Raw genomic sequence first — 24,600 nt, forward strand, 5'->3', positions numbered from 1 at the left:
AGCTTTTGGTTGTCATTTATTGTGGTTCGGGATAGTATTAAGTTATGAATTATGAGGGTTTTGGGTTGGTTAAAGTGTGAAGTGTATAATCCATACATAGTACCGTTATTTGAAAGTAGCTATAATGATGATGAGTTGATAAGTTTCAGGATTTCTTCAGTACCGTAATACAATTGGTGGATTGGTATGTATGAAAGAGGTGCCATAATGAAAATACTTCAAAATGTTATAGTGAAACAGGTATTAACTGAGAAGAGTAAAATACAGCTGTTGGAGCAGTTTGAATATAAAAAAAGCGTTTTGAATAAAGAATGTGATCAATTGCGCTTTGAATTAAAGAAGCTGGAAAAAACAAAGAAATTTCAACCCGCAAGCTTAAAAACGCATTTTGAGAAAGAAATCGATATGCGTAAGGAAAAAGTGAAGCTGCTGGACTTTCAAATTCAACAGCTTGATATTCTCCCCTATGGGAGTGAATTAAAGGAACGAGAAGTTCAGGCAATAATTGATGTTGAAGTCGGGCAAAATTGGGAAGAAGTTGTACAAACTAAAACCATCATTATTAAAGATGGAATCATTGATGAATTTAAATAGAGGTGAACAGAAAGAAATGCAAAAATGGTTTAAAGTTGGCAAAATTGTTAATACCCACGGAATAAAAGGCGAGGTCAGGGTTATTTCAAGCACTGATTTCCCGGAAGAACGATATAAAAATGGGAGCACTTTATATATCTTTAAAAAGAGCTCAAATGAGCCTGTTGAAGTCACTGTTCAATCTTCAAGACAACACAAAAACTTTTATTTATTGACGTTTGAAGGGCATGGCACGATAGAATCAGTGGAGTCTTATAAAGAAGGCGTATTAAAGATATCAGAGGAACAAATGGGCAGCCTTGATGAAGGGGAATATTATTACCATGAAATCATCGGATGCACAGTACGTACAGCAGATGGTGCCGAATTGGGTGTGGTAAAAGAAATCCTTTCACCTGGAGCAAATGATGTATGGGTCATCAGCGGGAAAAACGGTAAAGAAGTATTGATTCCTTATATTGATGATGTTGTTAAAGAAATTGATGTAGATGCAAAAATGATCTCGATTGATCCGATGGAAGGACTGCTTGATTAATGAGAATCGATATCCTAACCTTATTTCCTGAAATGTTCAGCGGAGTGTTTGGATCCTCCATCCTTAAGAAGGCTGCTGAAAAACAGGCAGTTGAATACCATACCCATAATTTCCGGGAGTATTCAGATAACAAGCATCAATCTGTTGATGATTACCCATATGGCGGTGGGGCAGGAATGGTACTGAAACCTCAGCCGATTTTTGATTGCTTGGAGCAAATCACTCCAAAAGAGCAGAAGAAAAAGCCTCGGGTCATCCTTTTATGTCCACAGGGGAAACGCTATAACCAAGCTAAAGCAGAGGAACTGGCAAAGGAAGATCAGCTTATTTTCGTGTGCGGGCATTACGAAGGGTATGACGAAAGGATACGCGAACATGCGGTAACAGACGAAATATCAATTGGTGATTTCGTATTAACGGGTGGAGAGCTTGGAGCAATGGTGATCATCGATAGTGTAGTGCGGCTATTGCCAGGGGTGCTGGGGAATGAGGATTCACCTGTACTGGATTCATTTAGTTCAGGTCTTTTGGAACACCCTCATTATACGCGTCCGGCTGATTTTCGCGGGATGAAGGTCCCGGATGTTCTCATTTCGGGAAACCATAAATATATTGAGGAATGGAGAAAGAAAGAATCTTTGCGCAGAACCTGGCAAAGGCGTCCGGATTTATTGAATCATTATGATCTGACCAAAGAAGAAAAAAAATGGCTCGAAGAAATAAAAAATGAAGATAGATAGTTGCGCTTTAGGTGTTTTATATGATAAGATACATTTTGTGAGTTAGGCTGTAAAGCCTTGCTTTTATAACAATGTTCCGCTGTCATTATCTCGAGAAGGGGTGGCAAGAGCATTGGGTGGAAGGAGTTGAATACGATGCATAAATTAATCGAAGAAATCACGAAGGATCAATTAAGAACTGATCTTCCTACTTTCCGTTCCGGTGATACTGTAAGAGTACACGTTAAGGTTGTTGAGGGAACTCGTGAACGTATTCAGGTATACGAAGGCGTAGTAATCAAGCGTCGTGGAGGCGGAATCAGTGAAACTTTCACAGTCCGCAAAATTTCCTATGGTGTAGGTGTTGAACGTGCATTCCCATTGCACACACCACGTATCGCTAAATTGGAAGTTATCCGTCGCGGTAAAGTACGTCGTGCTAAGCTTTATTACTTGCGTAACCTACGCGGTAAAGCAGCACGTATTAAAGAAATCCGATAATTACGTGTTTAACGTGAGTGGATACAAGGAGCTTGTGCTGACACAAGCTCCTTTTTCACATTAAACATCAAATTATTGCTTTTTTATGTGAAAAGTATATATTTATACATATATAGAGAAGATATAGGCGGTGTACGAATATGGCTAAGTCTAAAGGGAAAAGTGAAATCCTCGAGTGGGTTAAAGCTTTAGTTATTGCAATAGTATTGGCAGCAATCATCCGATATTTCCTATTTGCACCTATATTGGTTGATGGTTTATCGATGATGCCAACCCTTCATAATGAAAATAGAATGGTAGTCAATAAAATGTCCTATAAAATCGGTGAACCTGAGCGATTTGATATAGTGGTATTTCACGCTACAGAAGAAAAAGATTACATTAAAAGAGTAATTGGCTTACCTGGAGATAAAATAGAATATAAAGATGATACTTTATATATTAATGGCAAGGCATATGAAGAGCCTTACCTGGATGAAGCCAAGGAACAAATGATTGAAGGACCTTTGACAGAACCATTTACACTGGAAGAAATTATTGGCCAGGAAACGGTTCCCGAGGGTGAAGTGTTTGTGATGGGGGATAATCGAAGATACTCGAAAGATAGCCGCCATATTGGAACGATCAAGCAAAGTGAGATTTTGGGCAAAACCAGTCTAGTGTACTGGCCGTTAAAAGAATTTAGAATTGTTGACTAATGACTGAAAAGGTGAAAGTATGACGATACAATGGTTTCCCGGGCATATGGCTAAAGCTCGGCGTGAAGTAACAGAAAAATTAAAGCTGGTAGACATAATATTTGAGCTAGTAGATGCTCGGCTTCCCCAATCATCTAGAAATCCTATGATTGATGAAATTATTCAGCATAAACCGCGGCTGGTGATTTTAAATAAGGCAGATATGGCAGATCAAAGTAAAACAAATCAATGGTTAGCCTATTTCGAAGCTAAGGGAATTAAAGCCGTAGCCGTAAATGCACATCAAGGGACAGGCTTGAAAAGTATTATGGCGGGAGCTCAAGAAGTTCTTAAAGAAAAAATAGAAAAGATGAAATCTAGAGGAATAAAACCACGTGCAATCCGTGCCATGATTGTCGGAATTCCCAATGTTGGGAAGTCTACATTAATAAATAGGCTTGCTGGAAAAAATATTGCCAAAACCGGTAATATGCCAGGTGTGACAAAAGCGCAGCAATGGATTAAAGTTGGTAAGGAGCTTGAACTATTGGACACTCCTGGTATCCTATGGCCGAAGTTTGAGGATCAGGAAGTCGGCTGTAAACTAGCTGTAACAGGAGCTATTAAGGATACCATTTTAAATCTTCATGATATTGCAATCTATGGATTGAAATTTTTGGAGAGGGAATATCCAGCGCGTTTGCTCGATGGGTATAAGCTTGAGGAAATTCCAGAAGAAATTGTGGAAGCCTTTGACCAAGTAGGGAAATTGCGAGGATGTTTAGCTGGCGGTGGCATAGTGGATTATGATAAAACTGCTGAATTGATTATAAGAGATATCCGTACACAAAAATTTGGAAGATTAACGTTTGAATCTCCATTTGAATTGGAATCTGATATATAATAAAAAACTAGAAGGCCCCCTTGTTTGGGGGTCTTTACATTTGTGTGCCAAAACCGATATTAATTAGGAAGGATAGCAGAAATGACGAATTCACTTACCATTTCAGAAATAAAAAATAAGCTTAAAGAGCTAGAAACCATCGAGGATCCGTTTGTTCAGGAATGCCGCAAGGATCAGCGTAAAGGCGTCCAGGTTGCCCTCTCAGGCTTTGAAAGAGCAATTGCCAGGAAAGTAGAGGAAAGACGCCATTTCGACTCCATATCGGTTTTTGAGAACCAACTAAGGGATGAAGGATATCAATATATAGTGGGCATAGACGAAGCTGGCAGAGGGCCGCTTGCTGGTCCTGTAGTAGCAGGGGCTGTGATTTTGCCTGAAAACTTTTATTTAGCCGGCCTTACTGACTCAAAGAAACTCTCTGCTGCAAAAAGAGAGCAATACTACGAGTACATACTGGAAAATGCGCTTGCGGTTGGGGTTGGCATTATACACAGTGAGGAAATCGACAAAATAAATATTTATGAAGCTGCCAAAAAGGCGATGCTTTCAGCAGTGAATCAGTTAAAAGTATTCCCGGAATATGCATTGATAGATGCTATGAAGTTAGATTTGCCTATACCACAGATGTCGCTGATTAAAGGGGATGCCAAGTCTATCTCTATTGCAGCTGCTTCAGTCATTGCCAAAGAAACGAGAGACAGACTTATGAAGGAATATGCAGAAATCTATCCACAATATGGATTTGATAAGCATATGGGGTATGGAACGAGCAGTCATTTAGAAGCTATCGAAAAGTATGGTCCGGTTGATTGGCACAGGATGACATTTGCTCCTTTAAAGAATAATTACTGATAAGAGAGGTGTGATTTTTTGCAGCCTGTCATAAATATAGATTCATGGATCAATAAACTGGCTTATAGCAAGGTATCAACAGGCTTCAGAGATGGCCAAATATTTGCTGGAAAAATCACGAAATTTTATCCTCATAATATGGCGGAAGTTCTCGTAAATGGAACAAAAATGATAGCGAAATTGGATGTATCAGTGGAAGCGCATGTGCGCCAATTATTTCAGGTCAGGCAAATAGAAAATGGTTTGATGCAATTAAAGGTATTGCCTTTTGGCAGTGGAATATCAAAGCCCGATTTGCCCGCTCAACTATTAAGTGCATTCCAGATAAAGGCATCAAGGGCGGGGGGAAATCTGGCTGAAATGGTGATTGCCAACCAGCTGGCTGTGACGAAAGATAGCTTTACCAGGGCTTTAAACTGGCTGAATTCAACAGGCGATCCATCAATAGGAATGCCAACCATTAAATTAGCGTACATGAACCAGCTTCCGATACATAAAACTGTGTTGGATGCTCTTTTATCACTGAAAACTGGAGAATCATTAACTAGTATGCTTGATTCCCTGACAAAATATCTTAAGACTTCCGACAATCTAGGTAAATATGCTCATATAATAAATAGATTAGAGGAATTTCTTCAGACAGGTAAGAGGGAAGCCTTTCAAGGGATAGCTATGTCTCTTATGGACGAGAATATGGAAATTTTTCAAAAGGCTGGGCTGATCCTTAAGGAAGGAGAGGTAATTTTATCGAATTCTAGTCATAATAGATTACAGGAATGGATAGAAAAGGTATTTAGTGGAAATAGCACACGTCCCCCTGAACTAACAGCAGAAGAATGGCAAAAGGTTCAGGAAAAAATTTTGAAAAGTGATCTGTTTAGTCATCTTGATAAGAATAACACCTTATATAAAGCGATGAACTCCATCATGCAATCACTAGGAATTAAGGATCAATCAAAACAGCCTGAGACAAGTATAGTAAAGGATACATTGATACAATTGACGGCCGAAAAAACACCCATCCAACTAAAAAAACAGGCTGAAGCCATTCTGACAAGGTTAGCCGCGTTTCAATTATTATCCCAGGAAACCGGACCACTGCAGAATGTATTTATGCAGATTCCAGTTCCCTTAACTTCGGTTAAAGGTGATTTGACATTGCAATGGACTGGTCGAAAACGAGAAGATGGGACAATTGATCCAGCATATTGCCGAATTGTATTTTATTTAGAGCTAGCCCACTTAAAAGAAACCGTTATTGATATGAATATCCAAAACCGGATCATTAGTTTAAAGATATGGATTGGGGAGAAAAAGGAGGCAAATATTGCTGCCAGTTCCCTGGTGACCATACTGAAGGAAAATTTAGAGGAGAAGGGGTATATTCTATCAACTGTAAAAATTGCTGATTTTTCGCAGGAGAAGTCTGTAAGTTCTGAAATAAGTAAATCATATTATCCCTCTTTTGGGTATACCGGGGTTGATTATAAAATATGAAAAAAAGCAGAAAATCTGCCTCTGTTTTAAAATATGAGGAAAATCAGGATGTCTCCCCAAAATTAATAGCTAAGGGAAAAGGTATTGTAGCTGATCATATCTTAAAGGAAGCTGTAAAACATGAGATTCCTGTCCGAAAGGATCCTAGTCTTACAGAATTACTATCACAGCTTGAGATTAATCAATCGATTCCTGAGGAACTTTATCAGGCAGTTGCAGAGGTTTTTGCCTTTATATATAAGGTTGACCATAAAACTAGTAAATAATTTATAGAAAGGGTTTCCTAAGAGATAGAGAATTTCGCCATAGAATACCTGTGTATTGTGGACAGGTCTTTTAGTTTGAAAAATATGGGTAAATAAGGAGTGGGCGTGATCGATTTTTTTCTGTTTCTAATGATTATTTTCATTCTGGCAGCGAATTTAATTGCGTTCTTTGTTTTTAATAAAAAGCGCAATTTGTATCTAGCTGCATTAGTCACTTTATTATTGGCCGGTGTGTTTGGTTTAGTCGCTGGAATGTTAGCCGTCTGGCTGATAGAAGATGGATTTGCGTTCTTTTACGGATTTAACATAGCAGCTATTTTGCTGTGGAATAGTATCGCCGTCTTTTTGATTGCCATCATCGTTTCGCTTGTTAAATTGTATCGAAAACAAACCTAATGGATATAGCTCCTGAAGTTGGGATGAAGCGAAAAGCTAAAAAGAAAAGTTGTGAGATTTTGAGGGAGTAGTGGATAGAATTATCTTCTATTACTATAGTAACTTATCCGAAGAAGTTTTCTACGGAATGCCAAAATATATATCTTTTTTGAAGGCTGAAAATGATGATTTCAGCCTTTCTTTTAGTATGCTTTCTTTATCATTTTATGTAATAAGTGTAAAAAAATTACCGATATTTGGTGAAATCGCTTTAAATTATTGGACTTTGAATACTAGTTTTAATACAATGAAAACGCAATATATTTTTTATAGTCTGAAAGTTTTGATGGGAGGATAAGAAATGAATATCCATGAGTATCAAGGTAAAGAGATCCTCAGACAATACGGGGTAAATGTTCCAAATGGAAAAGTCGCTTTTTCTGTTGAGGAAGCAGTTAACGCAGCAAGTGAACTTGGAACTGCGGTTACTGTTGTGAAAGCTCAAATCCATGCGGGTGGAAGAGGGAAAGCTGGCGGTGTCAAGGTTGCCAAATCGCTGGATGAGGTTCGTACATATGCTGGTGAAATACTCGGCAAAGTATTGGTAACGCATCAAACGGGTCCGGATGGTAAAGAAGTAAAACGCTTACTTATTGAAGAAGGCTGTGACATCAAGAAAGAATATTATGTTGGGCTTGTTCTTGATAGAGCAACTTCAAGAGTTGTGTTAATGGCTTCTGAAGAGGGCGGAACAGAAATAGAAGAAGTTGCTGAAAAAACACCGGAAAAAATCTTCAAGGAAGTTATTGATCCTGTAATCGGATTAACACCATTCCAAGCTAGAAGAATAGCTTTTAATATTAATATACCAAATGAATTAATCAACAAAGCAGCTAAATTTATGACTAGTCTTTACACGGCATTTATTGAAAAAGACTGTTCTATTGCTGAAATCAATCCTTTGGTCGTTACAGGCGACGGAGAAGTGATGGCTTTGGATGCTAAGTTGAATTTTGACGAAAATGCGCTTTATCGCCACAAGGATATTGTCGCTTATCGAGATCTTGAGGAAGAAGACCCAAAAGAAATCGAAGCTTCCAAATACGACCTAAGCTATATATCTCTTGATGGCAATATCGGCTGTATGGTTAATGGAGCAGGACTTGCGATGTCAACAATGGATATTATTAATCACTATGGTGGCACTCCTGCCAACTTCCTGGATGTTGGGGGCAGTGCAACGGCTGAAAAAGTTACGGAAGCATTTAAGATTATCCTTTCAGACAGCCATGTTAAGGGGATTTTTGTAAATATATTTGGCGGCATAATGAAATGTGATGTTATTGCTGAGGGTGTTGTTGAAGCAGCTAAACAGGTTAGCTTACAGGTACCGCTGGTCGTACGCCTAGAAGGTACGAATGTAGACCTTGGTAAAAAGATATTAGAGGAATCCGGTATTAATGTCACAGCTGCAGAATCAATGGCTGATGGTGCACAAAAAATCGTTTCGTTAATAGGCTAAGACTGGAGGATATATGAAATGAGCGTATTTGTTAATAAAGATTCAAAAGTGATTGTACAAGGTATTACAGGATCTACAGCCCGTTTTCATACGAAGCAAATGTTAAAATACGGCACGAATATTGTGGGCGGTGTAACACCTGGTAAAGGCGGCGCTGAGGCTGAAGGTGTTCCTGTCTTCAATACCGTAATTGAAGCAAAAGAAGCAACAGGTGCCAATGTATCAGTTATCTATGTACCAGCTCCTTTTGCTGCAGATTCCATTCTTGAAGCAGTTGATGCAGAGCTTGATCTCGTCATCTGTATTACAGAGCATATCCCTGTATTGGACATGGTAAAAGTAAAACGTTATATGGAAGGGAAGAAAACACGTCTAATCGGGCCGAACTGTCCGGGCGTTATTACTCCTGAAGAATGTAAGGTAGGGATCATGCCTGGTTATATCCACAGAAAAGGGCATATTGGCGTTGTTTCTCGCTCGGGTACATTAACCTATGAAGCGGTGCATCAATTAACTCAGGCGGGCTTTGGACAGTCATCAGCAGTTGGTATTGGTGGCGACCCTGTCAATGGAACTGATTTCATCGACGTTTTAAAAGCTTTTAATGAAGATCCTGAAACGTATGCGGTGATTATGATCGGTGAAATAGGTGGTACAGCGGAAGAAGAAGCAGCCCAATGGGTGAAAGAAAATATGACAAAACCGGTTACCGGATTTATCGGAGGCCGTACTGCTCCTCCAGGGAAACGAATGGGCCATGCAGGCGCCATTATTTCCGGTGGAAAAGGAACAGCCGATGAGAAAATTCGTGTGTTGAATGAATGCGGTATAAAAGTGGCGGAAACTCCGGCTGTAATGGGTGAAACGATGCTAAGCGTATTAAAAGAAAAAGGGCTATACGATAAATGTAAAACGCATTAATAATAAGACAAGCCTCCCCTTATCCTTTTTAAGGGGAGCGTCTTTATATATTAAATATTAAGAGGTGAAGCTGTTATGGATGAATGGAAGAATAGGCTTGTGCACCTGGATCATTGTCGGGGTATGAGTTGGAAAGCTAAATTTCGCATATTGAAAGATGATCCGAACCTTCAGAAGATGTATGATCAGCCCTACCGTTATTGGGTGGAAACATTGGAGTTACCCTCGTCAAAAATCTCCTTATTCATGAAAGACCTCCACAATGAAGATCTTCAAAAAATGCCTTCTATATATGAGAAAAACCACATCCGTTGTATAACATTCCTCGATGACCTATATCCCGGACAACTTTCTGTTATTTATCAACATCCATGGATTTTATATTGCAAAGGAAATCTTGAACTCTTGCATAATTCAAGGATATTAGCCATAATAGGTAGCCGTGCCCCTACTGAATACGGAAAAAAGATGGTTAACTATCTAATTCCCGATTTAGTTAAGGCGGATGTATGTATTGCAAGTGGATTAGCAAGAGGGATCGATTCACATGCACAAATTAAAGCTCTCCAAAGCGGTGGAAAGGTTATAGCTGTTATTGGTGGTGGGCTTTTTAATATTTACCCAAAGGAAAATACAGCACTTGCTGAATTAATTATGAAAAATGGTGTAGTATTGTCTGAATATCCACCCATCATGAAACCGGAACCCTGGCATTTTCCTATGAGAAACAGAATTATTAGTGGTTTATCACGGGCGATACTAGTGGTAGAGGGAAAACAAAGAAGTGGGACATTTATCACAATCCAGCATGGATTAGAACAGGGTAAAGATATCTATGCGGTACCGGGAAGTGTGTTTTCTGAACTGTCTGCAGGTCCGCATGAACTGATTAAAGAGGGTGCCAAATTAATCAATCATGCGAATGACATTCTCTATGAGTGGTGACATTAAACAGAGCTTCGGGACATGATGGATGAAGATTACCATTTTGTTAGTTAGGCTATTTTAAAACTATTTAAGTTGCAAAATTATAATTTCTGTTATACATTGTGCTTCAGACAAGGTTTTTTGGTCAGGGTAATTATTCAGATTATATTGATTGTTGTTAATAGTAAAAAAATCATTAGAACATACCATTGACAGAAGTAAATCTAAACCTTCATAATCATACATGCATGAATATAGAGAATGATACCCTCTTAAGGAGGAAAGAAATGGCGGATTATTTAGTTATAGTGGAATCGCCTGCTAAAGCGAAAACCATTGAAAAATATTTAGGAAAAAAATATAAAGTGAAAGCATCCATGGGCCATGTACGTGATTTACCGAAGAGCCAGATGGGTGTAGATTTTGAACACAATTATCAATTGAAATATATCACCATTCGCGGTAAAGGTGATGTACTAAAAGATTTAAAGACAGCCGCAAAAAAAGCTAAGAAAGTCTATCTCGCGGCTGACCCCGACAGAGAAGGGGAAGCAATCGCGTGGCATTTAGCTCATAGTCTCGGTGTGGATGTAAGCTCTGATTGCCGTGTCGTATTTAATGAAATAACAAAAGACGCAATTAAAGAGTCATTTAAACATCCTAGGCCTATTAAAATGAATCTGGTAGATGCACAGCAAGCGAGAAGAGTATTAGACCGTATTGTGGGATACAGCATAAGCCCAATTCTATGGAAAAAAATAAAAAAAGGCCTAAGTGCCGGACGTGTTCAATCCGTTGCTGTACGTCTAATTATCGATCGTGAAAAAGAAATAGCGGCATTTGAACCGGAAGAGTATTGGTCCATTAATGGATCGTTTCTGAAAGGCAAGAAGGATTTTGAAGCTAACTTTCAATCTTTGAATGGCAAGAAAGTTCCGTTGCAATCCAAAGACGATGTAAATAATATACTTTCAAAATTAAATGGAAACGAATTCTTAGTACAATCGGTAACGAAGAAGGAGCGAAAACGTAATCCAGCTCCTCCGTTTACAACATCATCCCTGCAACAGGAAGCAGCTCGTAAACTTAATTTCAGAGCAAAGAAAACCATGATGATTGCTCAGCAACTGTATGAAGGTATTGAGATTGGCAAAGAAGGAACTGTGGGTCTTATTACGTATATGAGAACGGACTCTACCAGGATTTCAGAAACTGCTCAAAAAGAAGCAAGCGGATGGATTACATCTCAGTTTGGGGAAGAGTACTTACCAAAGACCCAAAGGAAGGATAAGCAAACATCTGGAGCACAGGATGCCCATGAGGCAGTAAGGCCGACCGGGGTGATCAGGGAACCTTCTATGATGAAGCAATATCTCTCCAGGGACCAATACCGCTTATATAAATTAATATGGGAACGATTTGTTGCCAGCCAGATGGCGCCTGCCATTATGGACACGATGGCCGTAGATTTAAAAAACGGTGATGTCGTATTCAGAGCAAATGGGTCAAAAGTAAAATTTGCCGGTTTTATGAAAGTATATATTGAAGGCAATGATGATAATAATGAAGAAAAGGAAAATTTACTGCCAGATCTGAAAGAAGGGGATGTTGTATTTTCGAAGGACATCGAGTCAAATCAACATTTTACTCAGCCGCCTCCTCGTTATACAGAAGCAAGGCTGGTTAAAACCCTTGAGGAATTAGGCATTGGCAGACCATCAACCTATGCGCCAACACTTGACACTATCCAAAAGAGAGGCTATGTAGCTCTAGATAATAAGCGCTTTGTTCCGACAGAGCTTGGCGAGATTATTATTGAAGTTATGAGTGAATTCTTCCCTGACATCCTGGACGTAGAATTCACAGCTAAAATGGAAAACGAACTGGATAATGTAGAAGATGGTGAAGTTGAATGGGTTAATATTATCGATCATTTCTACAAAGAGTTCGAAAAGGATTTAGCCAAGGCTGAAGAAGAGATGAAAGAAATCGAAATAAAGGATGAACCAACAGGCGAATCGTGTGAGGAATGTGGATCGGCGATGGTGTATAAAATGGGACGTTACGGAAAATTTGCTGCATGCAGTAATTTCCCGGATTGCCGGAATACCAAGCCGATTGTCAAAGAAATCGGTGTGAAATGTCCTAAATGTCATGAAGGCAATATCGTTGAACGAAAAAGCAAAAAACGCCGCATCTTTTATGGCTGTGATCGTTACCCGGCCTGTGAATTCATTTCTTGGGATAAGCCAATACAGCGACCTTGTCCAAAATGTCAAGGACCGTTAGTTGAGAAAAAACTTAAAAAAGGCATTCAAGTTACATGTCTTGATTGCAATTATAAGGAAGAACCACAAAGTTAAAGGAAGGAAGAGCTGAGGCTCTTCCTTCTTAAATCTCAATAAAATACGTGAAATATCCTGAAACTTTTTAATAACAGATACGTATGACTTATAAAACATATTGTTTTTAAATGTGTTACATGATATAACGATTTACGTAATAAATATAGCTGGAGGGTATACATAATGCAAAGAGTAATAGTAGTAGGTGCCGGATTAGCTGGCAGCGAAGCGGCCTGGCAATTGGCCGAGAGAGGCATACAGGTTGATTTATATGAGATGAGACCTGTGAAACAAACTCCGGCACATCATACAGATAAGTTCGCTGAATTGGTTTGCAGCAATTCTTTGCGAGCAAATACTTTAACCAATGCGGTTGGAGTATTGAAAGAGGAAATGCGTCAATTAAACTCACTTATTATTGATTCTGCAGATCACTGTTCTGTACCGGCTGGAGGAGCACTGGCTGTTGACCGCCATGAGTTTGCAGGCAGAGTAACAGAAACATTAAGAAATCATCCAAATGTAACGATTCATAATGAGGAATTAACGGAAATACCAAAAGATGAGATAACGATTATTGCGACGGGGCCTCTTACCAGTGAATTATTATCACGTGAAATCAGCCAATTAACAGGAGAGGACTATTTTTATTTTTATGATGCGGCTGCACCGATTATTGAAAAAGACAGTATTGATTTAGACAAAGTTTATTTGAAATCACGCTATGATAAAGGGGAAGCAGCTTATTTAAATTGCCCAATGACTGAAGAGGAATTTAATACTTTTTATGACGCGCTAATTGAAGCAGAAACTGTTCCGTTAAAAGAGTTTGAAAAGGAAATTTTCTTTGAAGGATGCATGCCTATTGAAGTGATGGCAAAGCGAGGAAAGAAAACCATGCTGTTTGGCCCGATGAAGCCGGTTGGCCTAGAAGATCCTAAAACGGGAAAACGACCGTATGCAGTTGTGCAGCTTCGTCAGGATGATGCAGCTGGAACATTGTATAATATTGTTGGCTTCCAAACTCATTTAAAATGGGGCCCGCAAAAAGAAGTGATTAGATTAATTCCAGGTCTGGAAAATGCTGAAATTGTAAGATATGGTGTTATGCACAGAAATACCTTTATCAATTCGCCTAAAGTGCTGGAAGCTACATATCAGCTAAAAGAAAAGCCTAATTTATTCTTCGCAGGTCAAATGACAGGTGTAGAGGGATATGTAGAATCGGCAGCGTCAGGCTTAATTGCAGGTATTAATGCAGCTCGGATGGCTTCAGGACAGGAACCATTAACCTTCCCTCAGGAAACAGCAATGGGAAGCATGGCTCACTATATCACCTCAACTAATTCCAAAAACTTCCAACCTATGAATGCTAATTTTGGCTTATTCCCGGATTTAGGAAGGAAAATTAAATCCAAACAAGAACGAGCTGAAGCTCACGCTGAACGTGCTTTACAAACAATTCGGAACTTTTTGAATAGTTTGTAAAATAATTGCAAGGGTTACTATTATATGTTAGTATTTAGTAGCCCTTGATAAGGAGTGACTTTTTTGAATAATGGAACTTCTTTAGAATTTTATATAAAGTATTTACAAATCGAAAAAAACTATTCAAAATATACTATTGCATATTACAAACAGGATATAGAGGAATTTTTCTTGTTCATGAGTGAACAAGTTATTTCCAGTTTGAAAACAGTCACATATCCCGATGCTCGATTATATGTTACGAATCTCACTGAACGTAATTTGTCTAAAAGAAGTATCAGCAGAAAAATATCTTGCTTACGATCGTTTTATAAGTTTCTCATGAGGGAAAATATGGTGGATGAAAATCCATTTGCAATGCTTTCATTGCCAAAAAAGGAACAGAGGCTGCCTAGGTTTATGTATGAAGAAGAGATGGAAGCGATATTTTCAGCTATCGATCATACTTCTACTATAGGAAAGCGGGACTTGGCTATTTTAGAACTTTTGTATGCAACAGGTATGAGGGTAAGTGAATGTTGCAGTGTGGAACTGGGCGATTTGGATTTTTCTCTTATGACTGTTCTTGCTCATGGGAAGGGGAAGAAGGATCGTTATATTCCTTTTGGCGAACATGCTAAAAAAGCATTGCAGGAATATATTGAAGGACCCAGAAATGAATTAATACAAAAATCTTCACAACAGCACGCGTTTCTGTTTGTTAACCAAAGAGGTAACCCTTTAACTCCAAGGGGTGTTCGGTATATTTTAACGAATATTATAGATAAAGCTTCCGTTAATAAACATCTATATCCACATATGCTGCGGCATAGTTTTGCAACACACCTATTAAATAGCGGTGCGGATATACGCTCTGTACAGGAACTTCTCGGTCATTCCTCCATACAGGCGACGCAGGTTTATACGCATGTCAGTAAGGAAAGACTAAGAGAGGTTTATAGAAACAGCCATCCGAGAGCTTAAAGATATTTGCCTTAATTTTAGTAAGGGAGAGTTGTATTATGGAACAATTTCATGCTACTACCATTTTTGCAGTGCAACATAATGGGGAATGTGCTATGGCTGGTGACGGTCAGGTAACAATGGGAAATGCCGTTGTAATGAAACACACTGCAAAAAAAGTGAGAAAATTATTTAATGGAAAAGTGTTAGCCGGTTTTGCAGGCTCAGTTGCGGACGCTTTTTCTTTATTTGAAATGTTCGAGAGTAAGTTACATGAATATAATGGAAACTTACAGCGTGCAGCGGTTGAACTTGCTAAATCCTGGAGAAGCGATAAAGTTTTACGTAAGCTTGAAGCTATGTTAATCGTAATGGATACGAATCATATGCTGCTGATTTCAGGTACCGGAGAAGTGATTGAGCCTGATGATGGTATATTGGCGATTGGTTCCGGTGGGAATTATGCGCTGGCCGCTGGACGTTCCTTGAAACGTTTTTCCGGTGAAAATATGACAGCCCGAGAAATTGCTCATGCTTCGTTAACAATTGCATCTGAAATTTGTGTATATACGAATTCTAATATTATTTTGGAAGAGCTATGAACAAAGGAGGGTCATAATGAAACAGGACAACAAAAATCTAACGCCGAGACAAATAGTTGAGAAATTGGATCAATACATAATTGGGCAAGCGGATGCTAAAAGAGCAGTCGCTATTGCATTAAGAAATAGGTATCGACGCGGTCTCTTAAAAGAAAACATGCGTGATGAGGTTGTACCGAAAAATATCCTTATGATTGGACCGACTGGTGTTGGGAAAACTGAGATAGCTCGTCGAATTGCTAAAATTGTTAAAGCCCCTTTTATTAAAGTGGAAGCAACAAAATTCACAGAAGTTGGCTATGTCGGACGTGATGTAGAAAGCATGGTGCGTGATTTAGCTGAAACTTCTGTTAGACTTGTAAAAGAAGAAAGAATGCTGGAAGTGAAGGATAAAGCATTAGAAAATGCTAACAATCGAATTGTAGAATTGTTAGTACCTTCAGGCAAAAAGTCGTCTTCCTTTAAAAATCCTTTTGAGATGATATTCGGCGGTTCAGGTGATACTTCCAATCCATCTGATCAAGATAATCAGGAAGATGAAAGAAATATATATGAAAAACGCAGATTAATCAAAGAGCGTTTATTAAAAGGTGAGTTAGAAGAAGAAGTAATTACTGTAGAGGTAGAAGAACAGCCTCCATCAATGTTCGATATGCTTCAGGGATCCGGTATGGAACAAATGGGTATGAATATGCAGGATGCATTCAGTAATCTAATGCCTAAAAAGCAGAAAAAACGAAAACTAGCTATTAAAGATGCACGTAAGGTATTGGCAAATGAAGAAGCGCAAAAATTGATTGATATGGATGAGGTAACACAGGTAGCTATTGAACGAGCTGAACAGACTGGTATCATCTTTATTGATGAAATCGATAAAATAGCGAGTAAGAGCGGCGGTGCCTCTTCAGCAGACGTATCGAGAGAGGGAGTCCAAAGAGATATTCTTCCTGTTGTTGAAGGTTCGACAGTCGTAACGAAATACGGTACTGTTAAAACGGATCACGTGTTATTTATTGCTGCAGGTGCTTTCCATATTGCAAAGCCTTCTGACCTTATTCCTGAACTGCAAGGTCGTTTTCCAATCAGAGTAGAACTTAAAAAATTATCTGTGGATGATTTTTATAAAGTGTTAATAGAACCTGACAATGCTTTGATTAAACAATATATAGCATTATTAGAAACAGAAGGTATAGAAATTGAATTTTCAGACGAAGCTATTCGTAGGATAGCCGAGGTTGCCTTTGAAGTGAACCAAAACACGGATAACATTGGAGCAAGAAGATTACATACTATTATGGAAAAGCTTTTAGAGGACCTATCATTTGAAGCTCCTGAAATTTCTATGGGGCATATTATGATTACCCCTAAGTATGTGGATGAAAAACTGGGTGCAATATCTAAAAATAAAGACTTAAGTGAGTTTATATTATAAGTAGTTTGATGTTTCAGATTATTGCTCAAGGGTACAACTAATTAGTTACATTTTACTCTTTTCCATTATCCTGTTCACTCAATAAACTTGATAAATATCCATAAAAGAAGACATTATAGGAGGAAGTAAACAATGGATTTACTGAATAAAACAAGAAAAATAAACTCGATGCTGCAACAAACAGGCGGAAAGCAAGTTAACTTTAAAGAAATGGCTGAAAGCTTAAGCGAAGTAATTCAGGCGAATATCTTCGTAGTTAGCCGCAGAGGAAAATTACTTGGTTTTCAAATAAACCAACAAATTGAAAATGAGCGTATGAAAAAAATGCTCGAAGATCGTCAATTTCCTGAAGAATATACAAATAATCTTTTCAATATTAAAGAAACATCTTCCAATCTTGATGTTGAAAGCGAATATACAGCTTTCCCTGTAGAAAACAAAGAGTTATTTAAATCAGGCTGGACTACAATTATTCCTATCGTAGGCGGCGGTGAGCGCCTTGGTACATTAATTCTATCCCGTGTAGAACAAAAATTCGCTGACGATGATTTGATTCTAGGTGAATACGGTGCTACTGTTGTTGGAATGGAAATTTTGCGTGAAAAGGCAGAAGAAATTGAAGAGGAAGCTAGAAGCAAGGCTGTTGTTCAAATGGCTATCAGTTCATTATCTTACAGTGAATTAGAAGCTATTGAGCATATCTTTGAAGAATTAAAAGGTAATGAAGGTTTATTAGTTGCTTCCAAAATAGCTGACCGAGTAGGAATTACGCGTTCTGTTATTGTTAACGCATTAAGAAAGTTAGAAAGTGCCGGTGTTATCGAATCTCGCTCTTTAGGTATGAAAGGTACTTATATCAAAGTATTGAATGCTAAATTCTTAAACGAGCTTGAAGGATTAAAACGCTAATACAGCAAATAGAAAGACCGAAGTCAAAAAGTGACTTCGGTTTTTTTGTTACTGGATAAAAGAAGTCGGTTGGACTTGTAATTAACATCAATACAATATCATTTAACGTAAGATGTTGATAGTAATTGTTATTGCACTCTTATTACTTAATAATGGGAAATCAATGAAGGGTTTTCAAACTTACTTTATTTACTTCTATTAGTAATGAAAAAAAACGAACTCCTAAAAATGGGTTCGTTTTTTTGTTAGTTGAAATTTGAACAAAATGTGAAAATAGCCAGGTAAATTCAAAAACTCTTGGTCAAAATAGGACTATTGTACTTATCATTTTATGTTAATTTTCTTTAATATAAATTATGACAAATAATTTATAAATGTGACTATTTTGTCTTATTTATACTTAAAATAAAGAAATATGTAATATTACTCTGTAAAATAATAGTGAATATAGTAGTATATTGGATAGATGTTCAATATATAGAAGGATTTGTCGTAGAAAATGAATTAACTAATAGAGTAGGGAAAACTCTCTAAGTATGAAAGGGTGATAAAATGAAGCTTTTTTCCAACACAGTCAGCTTGCTTGAACAAGGGTTGAATTACTCGTCATTAAAATCAAAAGCTATCTCCCAAAATATTGCAAATGTCGACACGCCTAACTATAAAGCAAAAAATGTGAGTTTTAAATCTGAATTAGATCAAGCAGCACAAATAAATAATCAATCCTTTAAAACCGATAGCAGGCACTTTGAATTTAAGAAAACAGGAAGCAGTGCCATTCAAGTAACCAGTAACAGTCGGAATTACAATAGTACAGGAAACAGTGTGGATATGGATAGTGAAATGAGCGATTTGGCTACTAACCAAATCTATTACAATGCATTGATTGAACGGCTGAATGGCAATTTTCAAACATTAAAAAGTGTTATACAGGGAGGTAAGTAGGTATGGGTTTGTTCACTGGCATGAACATTACATCCAGTGCGTTAACAGCACAGCGACTGCGTATGGATGTGATTTCATCCAATATGGCCAACGCTGAAACAACAAGAGGCAAGTATGTTGATGGTGAATGGCAACCTTATCAAAGGAAATCAATTGAATTGCAAACAAAGGATAATGGGTTTTCTAATTTTTTGAATACAGCTATGAATAAAACAAATAATTCTTCTGTTGGTAATGGTGTTAGAGTTGCTGCGATTAAGGAAGATGTCAATATGGTTTACGACCCTGGCAATCAGGCAGCCAATGAAGCTGGTTATATCGAGGAGCCCGATTATAAACTGGTCTATGATTCAGCCCATGCAGATGCTGATCCAGACACGGGGTACGTTAAAATGCCCAATGTTGATCCATTGCGTGAGACAGTTGATTTAATCAGTGCAACAAGGTCATATGAAGCGAATATTACAGTATTCAATGCATCCAAAGGGATGATGATGAAAGCACTTGAAATAGGAAAATAAAATTAGGGGGCTATAAGGGATGGAACCAATTCAATTAAACAACTCTGTTTCTTCAATTTTTACTCAAAAACTACCTAACTCACCCAATACTACACCATACGAATCTCAAAAATCTTTTGCGTCCGTCCTAAAGAAATCTATTGAAGAAATTAATACGACTCAGCAAGAATCAGCTACGATGACACAAAAATTAGCACTTGGTGAAAATGTTGATTTGCATAATGTAATGATTACATCCCAAAAAGCGAGTATAACGCTGCAGGCGGCTATGGAAGTCCGCAATAAAGCAGTCGAAGCTTATCAGGAAATAATGAGAATGAGCATGTAGAAAAATAATATATGCATTGTCCCAACGAAATTAATATTCCCTACATATGACAGGGAAGTCTCTGTGGACGTTAATATTGATGCAAAAGCTAAGTTCGGGGGATCACGATGAAGGAAACGTTCATAAAAATTGGAAATCAAATAAAAGATTTTTGGAAGAGCCGTTCAAGTAAACAGAAAACACTCTATATCAGTATGATGGCTGCAGTAATACTAATTGCTGCTGCGGTTGTTTTTCTTACTTCAAGAACAACGCTCGTTCCTCTATATAGTGATCTTTCACCAACAGAAACTGGATCTATAAAAGAGAATCTGGATGGCAGAGGAATCACGTCGGAAATCGCTGATAATGGCAGTACGATACTAGTTCCAAGTGAAATGGCAGATACGTTGCTAGTTGAGCTTGCTGCAGAGGGTATTCCGAAGTCAGGAAGCATAGATTATTCATATTTCAGTGAAAATGCAAGCTTTGGTATGACTGATAATGAATTTAATGTCATTAAACAGGATGCTATGCAGAATGAAATAGCAGGCCTTATTAAAGGGATAGAAGGAGTTCAAGGTGCTGAGGTTATTCTCACCCTCCCTGATAAGGGGGTATTCGTTAGTGATACAAAAGAGGAGGCCTCGGCTTCCATAGTATTAAATACAAAGCCTGGACAGGAATTTGAAGAGAAGCAAATACAAGCCTTATATCATTTAGTATCAAAAAGCGTCCCAAATCTTCCTACAGATAATATCGTCATTATGAATCAATACTTTGAGTACTTTGATTTAAATAATAGTGGCAGCAATAGTACGGATAGTTTTGCATCCCAAAATGAAATAAAGAAAGAGATTGAGAAGGATATACAACGCAGAGTTCAAAGTATGCTTGGAACGATCATGGGTAACGATAAAGTTGTTGTTTCTGTAACAGCTGATGTGGATTTTACCCAAGAAAATAGAGAAGAAAATCTTGTGGAACCCGTGGATGAAGAGAATATGGAAGGCCTGACGATCAGTGCCCAAAAACTATCAGAGACCTATACAGGCGAAACAGGAGCAGAAGGCGGTACACCTGTTACTGAAGATCCTTCAGACTCACTGGGATCGCAGTATCTTGAAGGATCAAATGGAAATGGTGATTATGAGAAGACTGAGGAAACAGTAAACACAGAGGTTAACCGAATACGTAAAGAGATTAGTGAATCTCCATACAAAGTAAGAGATTTGGGGATTCAGGTTATGGTTGAACCACCTGATGCTAATGACACCAACTCTCTCCCAGAAGAAAGAATAACTGATATAAGAGATATTTTGGGGACGATTGTGCGAACAAGTATCGATAAATCAGAAAATGAAAATCCTCTAACAGATGATCAATTAGAGGAAAAAATTGCGATTTCCATCCAGCCATTTAATGGGAAAGTTACATTTGACGAACAGCAGGAAAACAGTACTCCGTGGTGGATTTATGTAATTGGCGGTGTATTATGTTTAGCGATTATTCTGCTTTTGATTTTTATTATCAAATCCAGAAAAAATAAAGAAATTGAGATAGAACAATATGAAGAACCGATCCCTCCTGTTTTGGTAGCCGATATTGAAGACGAAGCAGAATCAGAAGCCACTGTTAAAAGAAAGCAACTAGAAAAATTGGCGAAAGAAAAGCCTGATGAATTTGCGAAACTCTTAAGATCATGGATTACGGAAGACTAGGGGGTAAGAAGACATGTCTATCAGAGATAAAAAAAGTGGTCTAACGGGAAAACAAAAGGCTGCAGTCCTGCTCATTTCAATGGGGCCGGATGTATCTGCAAATGTTTATAAGCATTTATCGGAAGAGGAAATTGAAAAGCTGACCTTAGAAATTTCAGGCGTACGAAAGGTAGGCCCAAAAGAGAAGGAAGACATCGTAGATGAATTCCATACGATTGCGCTGGCACAGGATTACATTTCTCAGGGTGGAATTGGTTATGCCAAAACTGTATTAGAAAAAGCATTGGGCAGTGACCAGGCACAGGCCATTATCAATCGCTTAACATCATCTCTGCAGGTGAAGCCCTTTGATTTTGTCAGAAAAGCAGATCCGGGCCAAATTCTGAATTTTATACAGAATGAGCATCCTCAAACGATTGCCTTAATACTATCTTATTTGGAAGCGGGACAGGCAGGACAGATTTTATCAGAGCTTCCTCAGGATATGCAGGCAGATGTAGCGAAACGGATTGCCTTAATGGACAGCACCTCGCCTGAAATCATCAATGAGGTAGAACAAATTCTAGAACGAAAGCTATCTGCCACTGTTACGCAAGACTATACGCAAACCGGTGGAATTGAAGCCGTTGTAGAAGTGTTAAATGGTGTTGATCGTTCAACAGAAAGAACCATTTTGGATGCTTTAGAAATACAGGATCCTGAATTGGCTGAAGAAATTAAGAAACGAATGTTTGTATTCGAAGACATTGTCACCTTGGATAATAGAGCCATCCAAAGGGTGATTAAAGATGTAGAAAACGAAGATTTAATGCTATCTCTTAAAGTCGCCAGTGAAGAGGTTAAGGAAATTGTTTATAAAAACATGTCCAAACGGATGGTCGATACATTTACAGAAGAGATGGAATTTATGGGACCGGTTCGTTTACGGGATGTAGAAGAAGCGCAGTCAAGAATTGTTGCGATTATTCGACGCCTTGAGGATGCCGGTGAAATCGTCCTAGCCCGTGGTGGGGGAGATGACATTATTGTCTAGAATTATAAAGTCCCATTATACAGAAACACATGCGCAAGAGAAGAAAATAATCCGGATTAAAAAAATAATGAATGAACAGAATGAGTCCCTTTTTCAAGAAGAGTCAGTAGCTTCTGATCTAAATCGGCTCTTGATGGAAGCCAATCAAAAAGCTGAGGCAATTGTTTTAGAAGCTCAGAAACAGGCTGATCAAGTTTATCTAAAGATACAGGAAGAAGTAAAGCAATGGGATAAGGAAAAACAAATTCTCATTGAAGAGGCCAGACAGGAAGGGTATCTCATTGGTAAGGAACAGGGTGCTTCGGACTCAAAAAGAGAATATCAGCACATGCTGAACCTTGCACAAGAGACAATGAACCAAGCTAAAAAAGAATATCAATCTGTTGTGGAAAAGTCTGAGTTTACCATCCTCAACCTCGGAATAAAGGTAGCTGAAAAAATTATGAATCAGCACTTAGACGAAAATGAGGAAGATTATTTATTTATTGTGAAAAAAGCAATTAAGGAAGCGCGAGAATATAAAAATATTGAACTACATATTCCTCCGCTTCATTACTCTTTTGTCTTAACACATAAAAAAGAATTAATGTCCTTATTTCCAAGAGAAACAGAGTTTTATATCTATCCGAATGATGAGTTAGAAGGAAATGGATGTGTAATTGAATCATCCAATGGACGTTTGGTAGCAAGTGTGGATGAACAGCTGGAACAAATCAGAATTAAGCTTCAGGAAATCCTTGAGGAGGACCTCTCATGAAAGTCTCTCAATTAATAGATCAAATTGATACTCTCGATACGTTTAAGAGATATGGGCGAATTAAAAGAGTGGTAGGTCTTATGATTGAGTCTCAGGGGCCGGCCAGCTCAATTGGAGATGTATGCTTGATCCATACCGGCAAAAAGAACAAGGTAAAGGCTGAAGTAGTAGGATTCCGGGATGAGATTGTCATTTTAATGCCCTATAGTGTTGTAAGTGAGATAGCACCCGGCTCTATTGTCGAGGCGACTCGTAAACCGCTCGAGATCAAAGTAGGAACAGGTTTAATAGGCAAGGCACTTGATGCTATCGGAAACCCACTTGATGGAGGGTCACTTCCATACGGTTTATCCTCTACAGCAACGGAGCAGGATCCTCCAAATCCAATGTCACGTCCGCCCATTAATGAGGGAATTGAAACAGGTGTCCGCATGATTGATAGTTTACTAACGGTTGGAAAAGGTCAGAGGGTTGGAATTTTCGCGGGAAGCGGAGTAGGAAAGAGCACATTATTAGGAATGATTGCCAGGAATACGACAGCTGATTTAAATGTGATAGCTCTTGTTGGTGAACGTGGGAGAGAAGTCCGAGAATTTATCGAAAGAGATTTAGGTCCTCTTGGATTAAAAAGATCTATAGTAGTTGTGGCCACATCAGATCAGCCGCCCTTAATGAGAATAAAGGCTGCTTATACGGCAACAGCCATAGCTGATTTTTTTCGCGATCGGGGGATGAATGTCATGCTGATGATGGACTCGGTTACAAGGATTGCTATGGCACAGAGAGAATTGGGTCTGGCTGTTGGGGAACCACCGACAACTAAAGGGTATACTCCATCTGTCTTCAGTATTCTGCCAAGATTGCTAGAGAGAACTGGAACGAACAGTAAGGGAACGATTACAGCCTTTTATACGGTATTGGTAGATGGTGATGATATGAATGAACCTATTGCTGATACAGTACGTGGGATATTAGATGGACATTTTGTTTTAGACAGAGACCTTGCTAATAAGGGACAGTTTCCAGCAATCAATATTTTAAAAAGTATCAGCAGAATAATGGCTCATATTATAGAACCGGCTCATGCTAAAGCAGCTGAAAAGGTACGACAATCCTTAGCTGCTTATCTGGAAGCAGAAGATTTAATTAATATTGGTGCCTATAAAAAGGGCTCCAACCCAATCATTGATGAAGCTATTACTAAATATCCTGCAATCATTGAGTATTTAAAACAGGATGTAAATGAAAAAGTGACGAAACAGCAAAGTATCGAACAACTGCACTTATTAGTAGAGATGGGTGGATGAT

General features: G+C 38.4%; 27 protein-coding genes. All 27 read left to right on the plus strand.

The window, feature by feature from the left end; all coding sequences use genetic code 11:
- Positions 1–207: 207 nt before the first annotated feature.
- Positions 208–594, plus strand: a complete 387-nt coding sequence (locus F7984_RS06695) for a YlqD family protein (RefSeq protein ID WP_066102285.1) — start codon at positions 208–210, stop codon at positions 592–594.
- 16 nt (positions 595–610) lie between these two features.
- Positions 611–1,129: a ribosome maturation factor RimM gene (gene rimM / locus F7984_RS06700; protein WP_139891559.1), complete on the plus strand. Its 519-nt coding sequence runs from the start codon at positions 611–613 to the stop codon at positions 1,127–1,129.
- Complete coding sequence (trmD, locus tag F7984_RS06705) at positions 1,129–1,869, plus strand: tRNA (guanosine(37)-N1)-methyltransferase TrmD (RefSeq protein WP_140461260.1); 741 nt, start codon at positions 1,129–1,131, stop codon at positions 1,867–1,869. Before rimM ends, trmD begins: the two co-directional genes overlap by 1 nt.
- Positions 1,870–2,004: 135 nt before the next feature.
- The gene (rplS, locus tag F7984_RS06710; RefSeq protein ID WP_066100509.1) at positions 2,005–2,349 is read left to right on the plus strand and encodes a 50S ribosomal protein L19; all 345 of its coding nucleotides are present in this window, start codon (positions 2,005–2,007) and stop codon (positions 2,347–2,349) included.
- A gap of 140 nt (positions 2,350–2,489) precedes the next feature.
- Positions 2,490–3,047 carry a signal peptidase I gene (gene lepB, locus F7984_RS06715; RefSeq protein ID WP_066100505.1) on the plus strand — a complete coding sequence of 186 codons (558 nt, stop codon included), beginning with the start codon at positions 2,490–2,492 and terminating at the stop codon, positions 3,045–3,047.
- A 19-nt stretch (positions 3,048–3,066) separates the two neighbouring features.
- Positions 3,067–3,930 (plus strand): ribosome biogenesis GTPase YlqF, encoded by an 864-nt coding sequence (ylqF, locus tag F7984_RS06720; RefSeq protein ID WP_066100502.1) that lies wholly within the window; start codon positions 3,067–3,069, stop codon positions 3,928–3,930.
- Positions 3,931–4,011: 81 nt separating this feature from the next.
- Positions 4,012–4,782, plus strand: coding sequence for a ribonuclease HII (locus F7984_RS06725; RefSeq protein WP_066100499.1), 771 nt, complete (start codon positions 4,012–4,014; stop codon positions 4,780–4,782).
- 18 nt (positions 4,783–4,800) lie between these two features.
- A complete protein-coding gene (locus F7984_RS06730) occupies positions 4,801–6,279 on the plus strand; it encodes a hypothetical protein (RefSeq protein WP_140461261.1) in 1,479 nt (492 codons plus the stop codon).
- Complete coding sequence (locus F7984_RS06735) at positions 6,276–6,545, plus strand: EscU/YscU/HrcU family type III secretion system export apparatus switch protein (protein ID WP_139891260.1); 270 nt, start codon at positions 6,276–6,278, stop codon at positions 6,543–6,545. The genes F7984_RS06730 and F7984_RS06735 overlap by 4 nt, the downstream gene beginning before the upstream one ends.
- Positions 6,546–6,650: 105 nt before the next feature.
- Positions 6,651–6,941 carry a hypothetical protein gene (locus tag F7984_RS06740; RefSeq protein ID WP_066100479.1) on the plus strand — a complete coding sequence of 97 codons (291 nt, stop codon included), beginning with the start codon at positions 6,651–6,653 and terminating at the stop codon, positions 6,939–6,941.
- A gap of 127 nt (positions 6,942–7,068) precedes the next feature.
- On the plus strand, positions 7,069–7,278 hold the full coding sequence (locus F7984_RS18940; protein ID WP_066100476.1) for a hypothetical protein: 210 nt from the start codon (positions 7,069–7,071) through the stop codon (positions 7,276–7,278).
- 3 nt (positions 7,279–7,281) lie between these two features.
- Positions 7,282–8,442, plus strand: a complete 1,161-nt coding sequence (gene sucC / locus F7984_RS06745) for an ADP-forming succinate--CoA ligase subunit beta (RefSeq protein WP_139891259.1) — start codon at positions 7,282–7,284, stop codon at positions 8,440–8,442.
- 18 nt (positions 8,443–8,460) lie between these two features.
- A complete protein-coding gene (gene sucD, locus F7984_RS06750) occupies positions 8,461–9,363 on the plus strand; it encodes a succinate--CoA ligase subunit alpha (RefSeq protein WP_140461262.1) in 903 nt (300 codons plus the stop codon).
- A 75-nt stretch (positions 9,364–9,438) separates the two neighbouring features.
- Complete coding sequence (dprA, locus tag F7984_RS06755) at positions 9,439–10,308, plus strand: DNA-processing protein DprA (RefSeq protein WP_140461263.1); 870 nt, start codon at positions 9,439–9,441, stop codon at positions 10,306–10,308.
- Between the two features lie 269 nt (positions 10,309–10,577).
- Positions 10,578–12,653, plus strand: coding sequence for a type I DNA topoisomerase (gene topA / locus F7984_RS06760; RefSeq protein WP_066100462.1), 2,076 nt, complete (start codon positions 10,578–10,580; stop codon positions 12,651–12,653).
- Between the two features lie 165 nt (positions 12,654–12,818).
- Positions 12,819–14,123 carry an FADH(2)-oxidizing methylenetetrahydrofolate--tRNA-(uracil(54)-C(5))-methyltransferase TrmFO gene (gene trmFO / locus F7984_RS06765; RefSeq protein WP_139891257.1) on the plus strand — a complete coding sequence of 435 codons (1,305 nt, stop codon included), beginning with the start codon at positions 12,819–12,821 and terminating at the stop codon, positions 14,121–14,123.
- Positions 14,124–14,186: 63 nt separating this feature from the next.
- On the plus strand, positions 14,187–15,086 hold the full coding sequence (gene xerC, locus F7984_RS06770; protein WP_140461264.1) for a tyrosine recombinase XerC: 900 nt from the start codon (positions 14,187–14,189) through the stop codon (positions 15,084–15,086).
- 38 nt (positions 15,087–15,124) lie between these two features.
- The gene (gene hslV / locus F7984_RS06775; protein ID WP_140461265.1) at positions 15,125–15,667 is read left to right on the plus strand and encodes an ATP-dependent protease subunit HslV; all 543 of its coding nucleotides are present in this window, start codon (positions 15,125–15,127) and stop codon (positions 15,665–15,667) included.
- 16 nt (positions 15,668–15,683) lie between these two features.
- On the plus strand, positions 15,684–17,099 hold the full coding sequence (hslU, locus tag F7984_RS06780) for an ATP-dependent protease ATPase subunit HslU (RefSeq protein WP_140461266.1): 1,416 nt from the start codon (positions 15,684–15,686) through the stop codon (positions 17,097–17,099).
- A 132-nt stretch (positions 17,100–17,231) separates the two neighbouring features.
- Positions 17,232–18,008, plus strand: coding sequence for a GTP-sensing pleiotropic transcriptional regulator CodY (codY, locus tag F7984_RS06785; protein ID WP_066100446.1), 777 nt, complete (start codon positions 17,232–17,234; stop codon positions 18,006–18,008).
- Between the two features lie 552 nt (positions 18,009–18,560).
- Positions 18,561–18,953: a flagellar basal body rod protein FlgB gene (flgB, locus tag F7984_RS06790; RefSeq protein ID WP_066100443.1), complete on the plus strand. Its 393-nt coding sequence runs from the start codon at positions 18,561–18,563 to the stop codon at positions 18,951–18,953.
- A gap of 2 nt (positions 18,954–18,955) precedes the next feature.
- Positions 18,956–19,474, plus strand: coding sequence for a flagellar basal body rod protein FlgC (locus F7984_RS06795; protein WP_140461267.1), 519 nt, complete (start codon positions 18,956–18,958; stop codon positions 19,472–19,474).
- Positions 19,475–19,493: 19 nt separating this feature from the next.
- Positions 19,494–19,802, plus strand: coding sequence for a flagellar hook-basal body complex protein FliE (fliE, locus tag F7984_RS06800; RefSeq protein WP_066100437.1), 309 nt, complete (start codon positions 19,494–19,496; stop codon positions 19,800–19,802).
- 107 nt (positions 19,803–19,909) lie between these two features.
- Entirely contained in the window at positions 19,910–21,502 is a 1,593-nt protein-coding gene (gene fliF / locus F7984_RS06805; protein ID WP_066100434.1) for a flagellar basal-body MS-ring/collar protein FliF, read from the plus strand.
- Between the two features lie 13 nt (positions 21,503–21,515).
- On the plus strand, positions 21,516–22,535 hold the full coding sequence (gene fliG / locus F7984_RS06810; RefSeq protein ID WP_066100433.1) for a flagellar motor switch protein FliG: 1,020 nt from the start codon (positions 21,516–21,518) through the stop codon (positions 22,533–22,535).
- Complete coding sequence (gene fliH, locus F7984_RS06815; RefSeq protein ID WP_181161984.1) at positions 22,528–23,292, plus strand: flagellar assembly protein FliH; 765 nt, start codon at positions 22,528–22,530, stop codon at positions 23,290–23,292. Before fliG ends, fliH begins: the two co-directional genes overlap by 8 nt.
- Entirely contained in the window at positions 23,289–24,599 is a 1,311-nt protein-coding gene (fliI, locus tag F7984_RS06820; protein WP_140461269.1) for a flagellar protein export ATPase FliI, read from the plus strand. Before fliH ends, fliI begins: the two co-directional genes overlap by 4 nt.
- Position 24,600 lies beyond the last annotated feature (1 nt).

Origin of the sequence: Pradoshia sp. D12 (assembly GCF_008935075.1) — a bacterium.
Classification (GTDB): Bacteria; Bacillota; Bacilli; order Bacillales; family Pradoshiaceae; genus Pradoshia.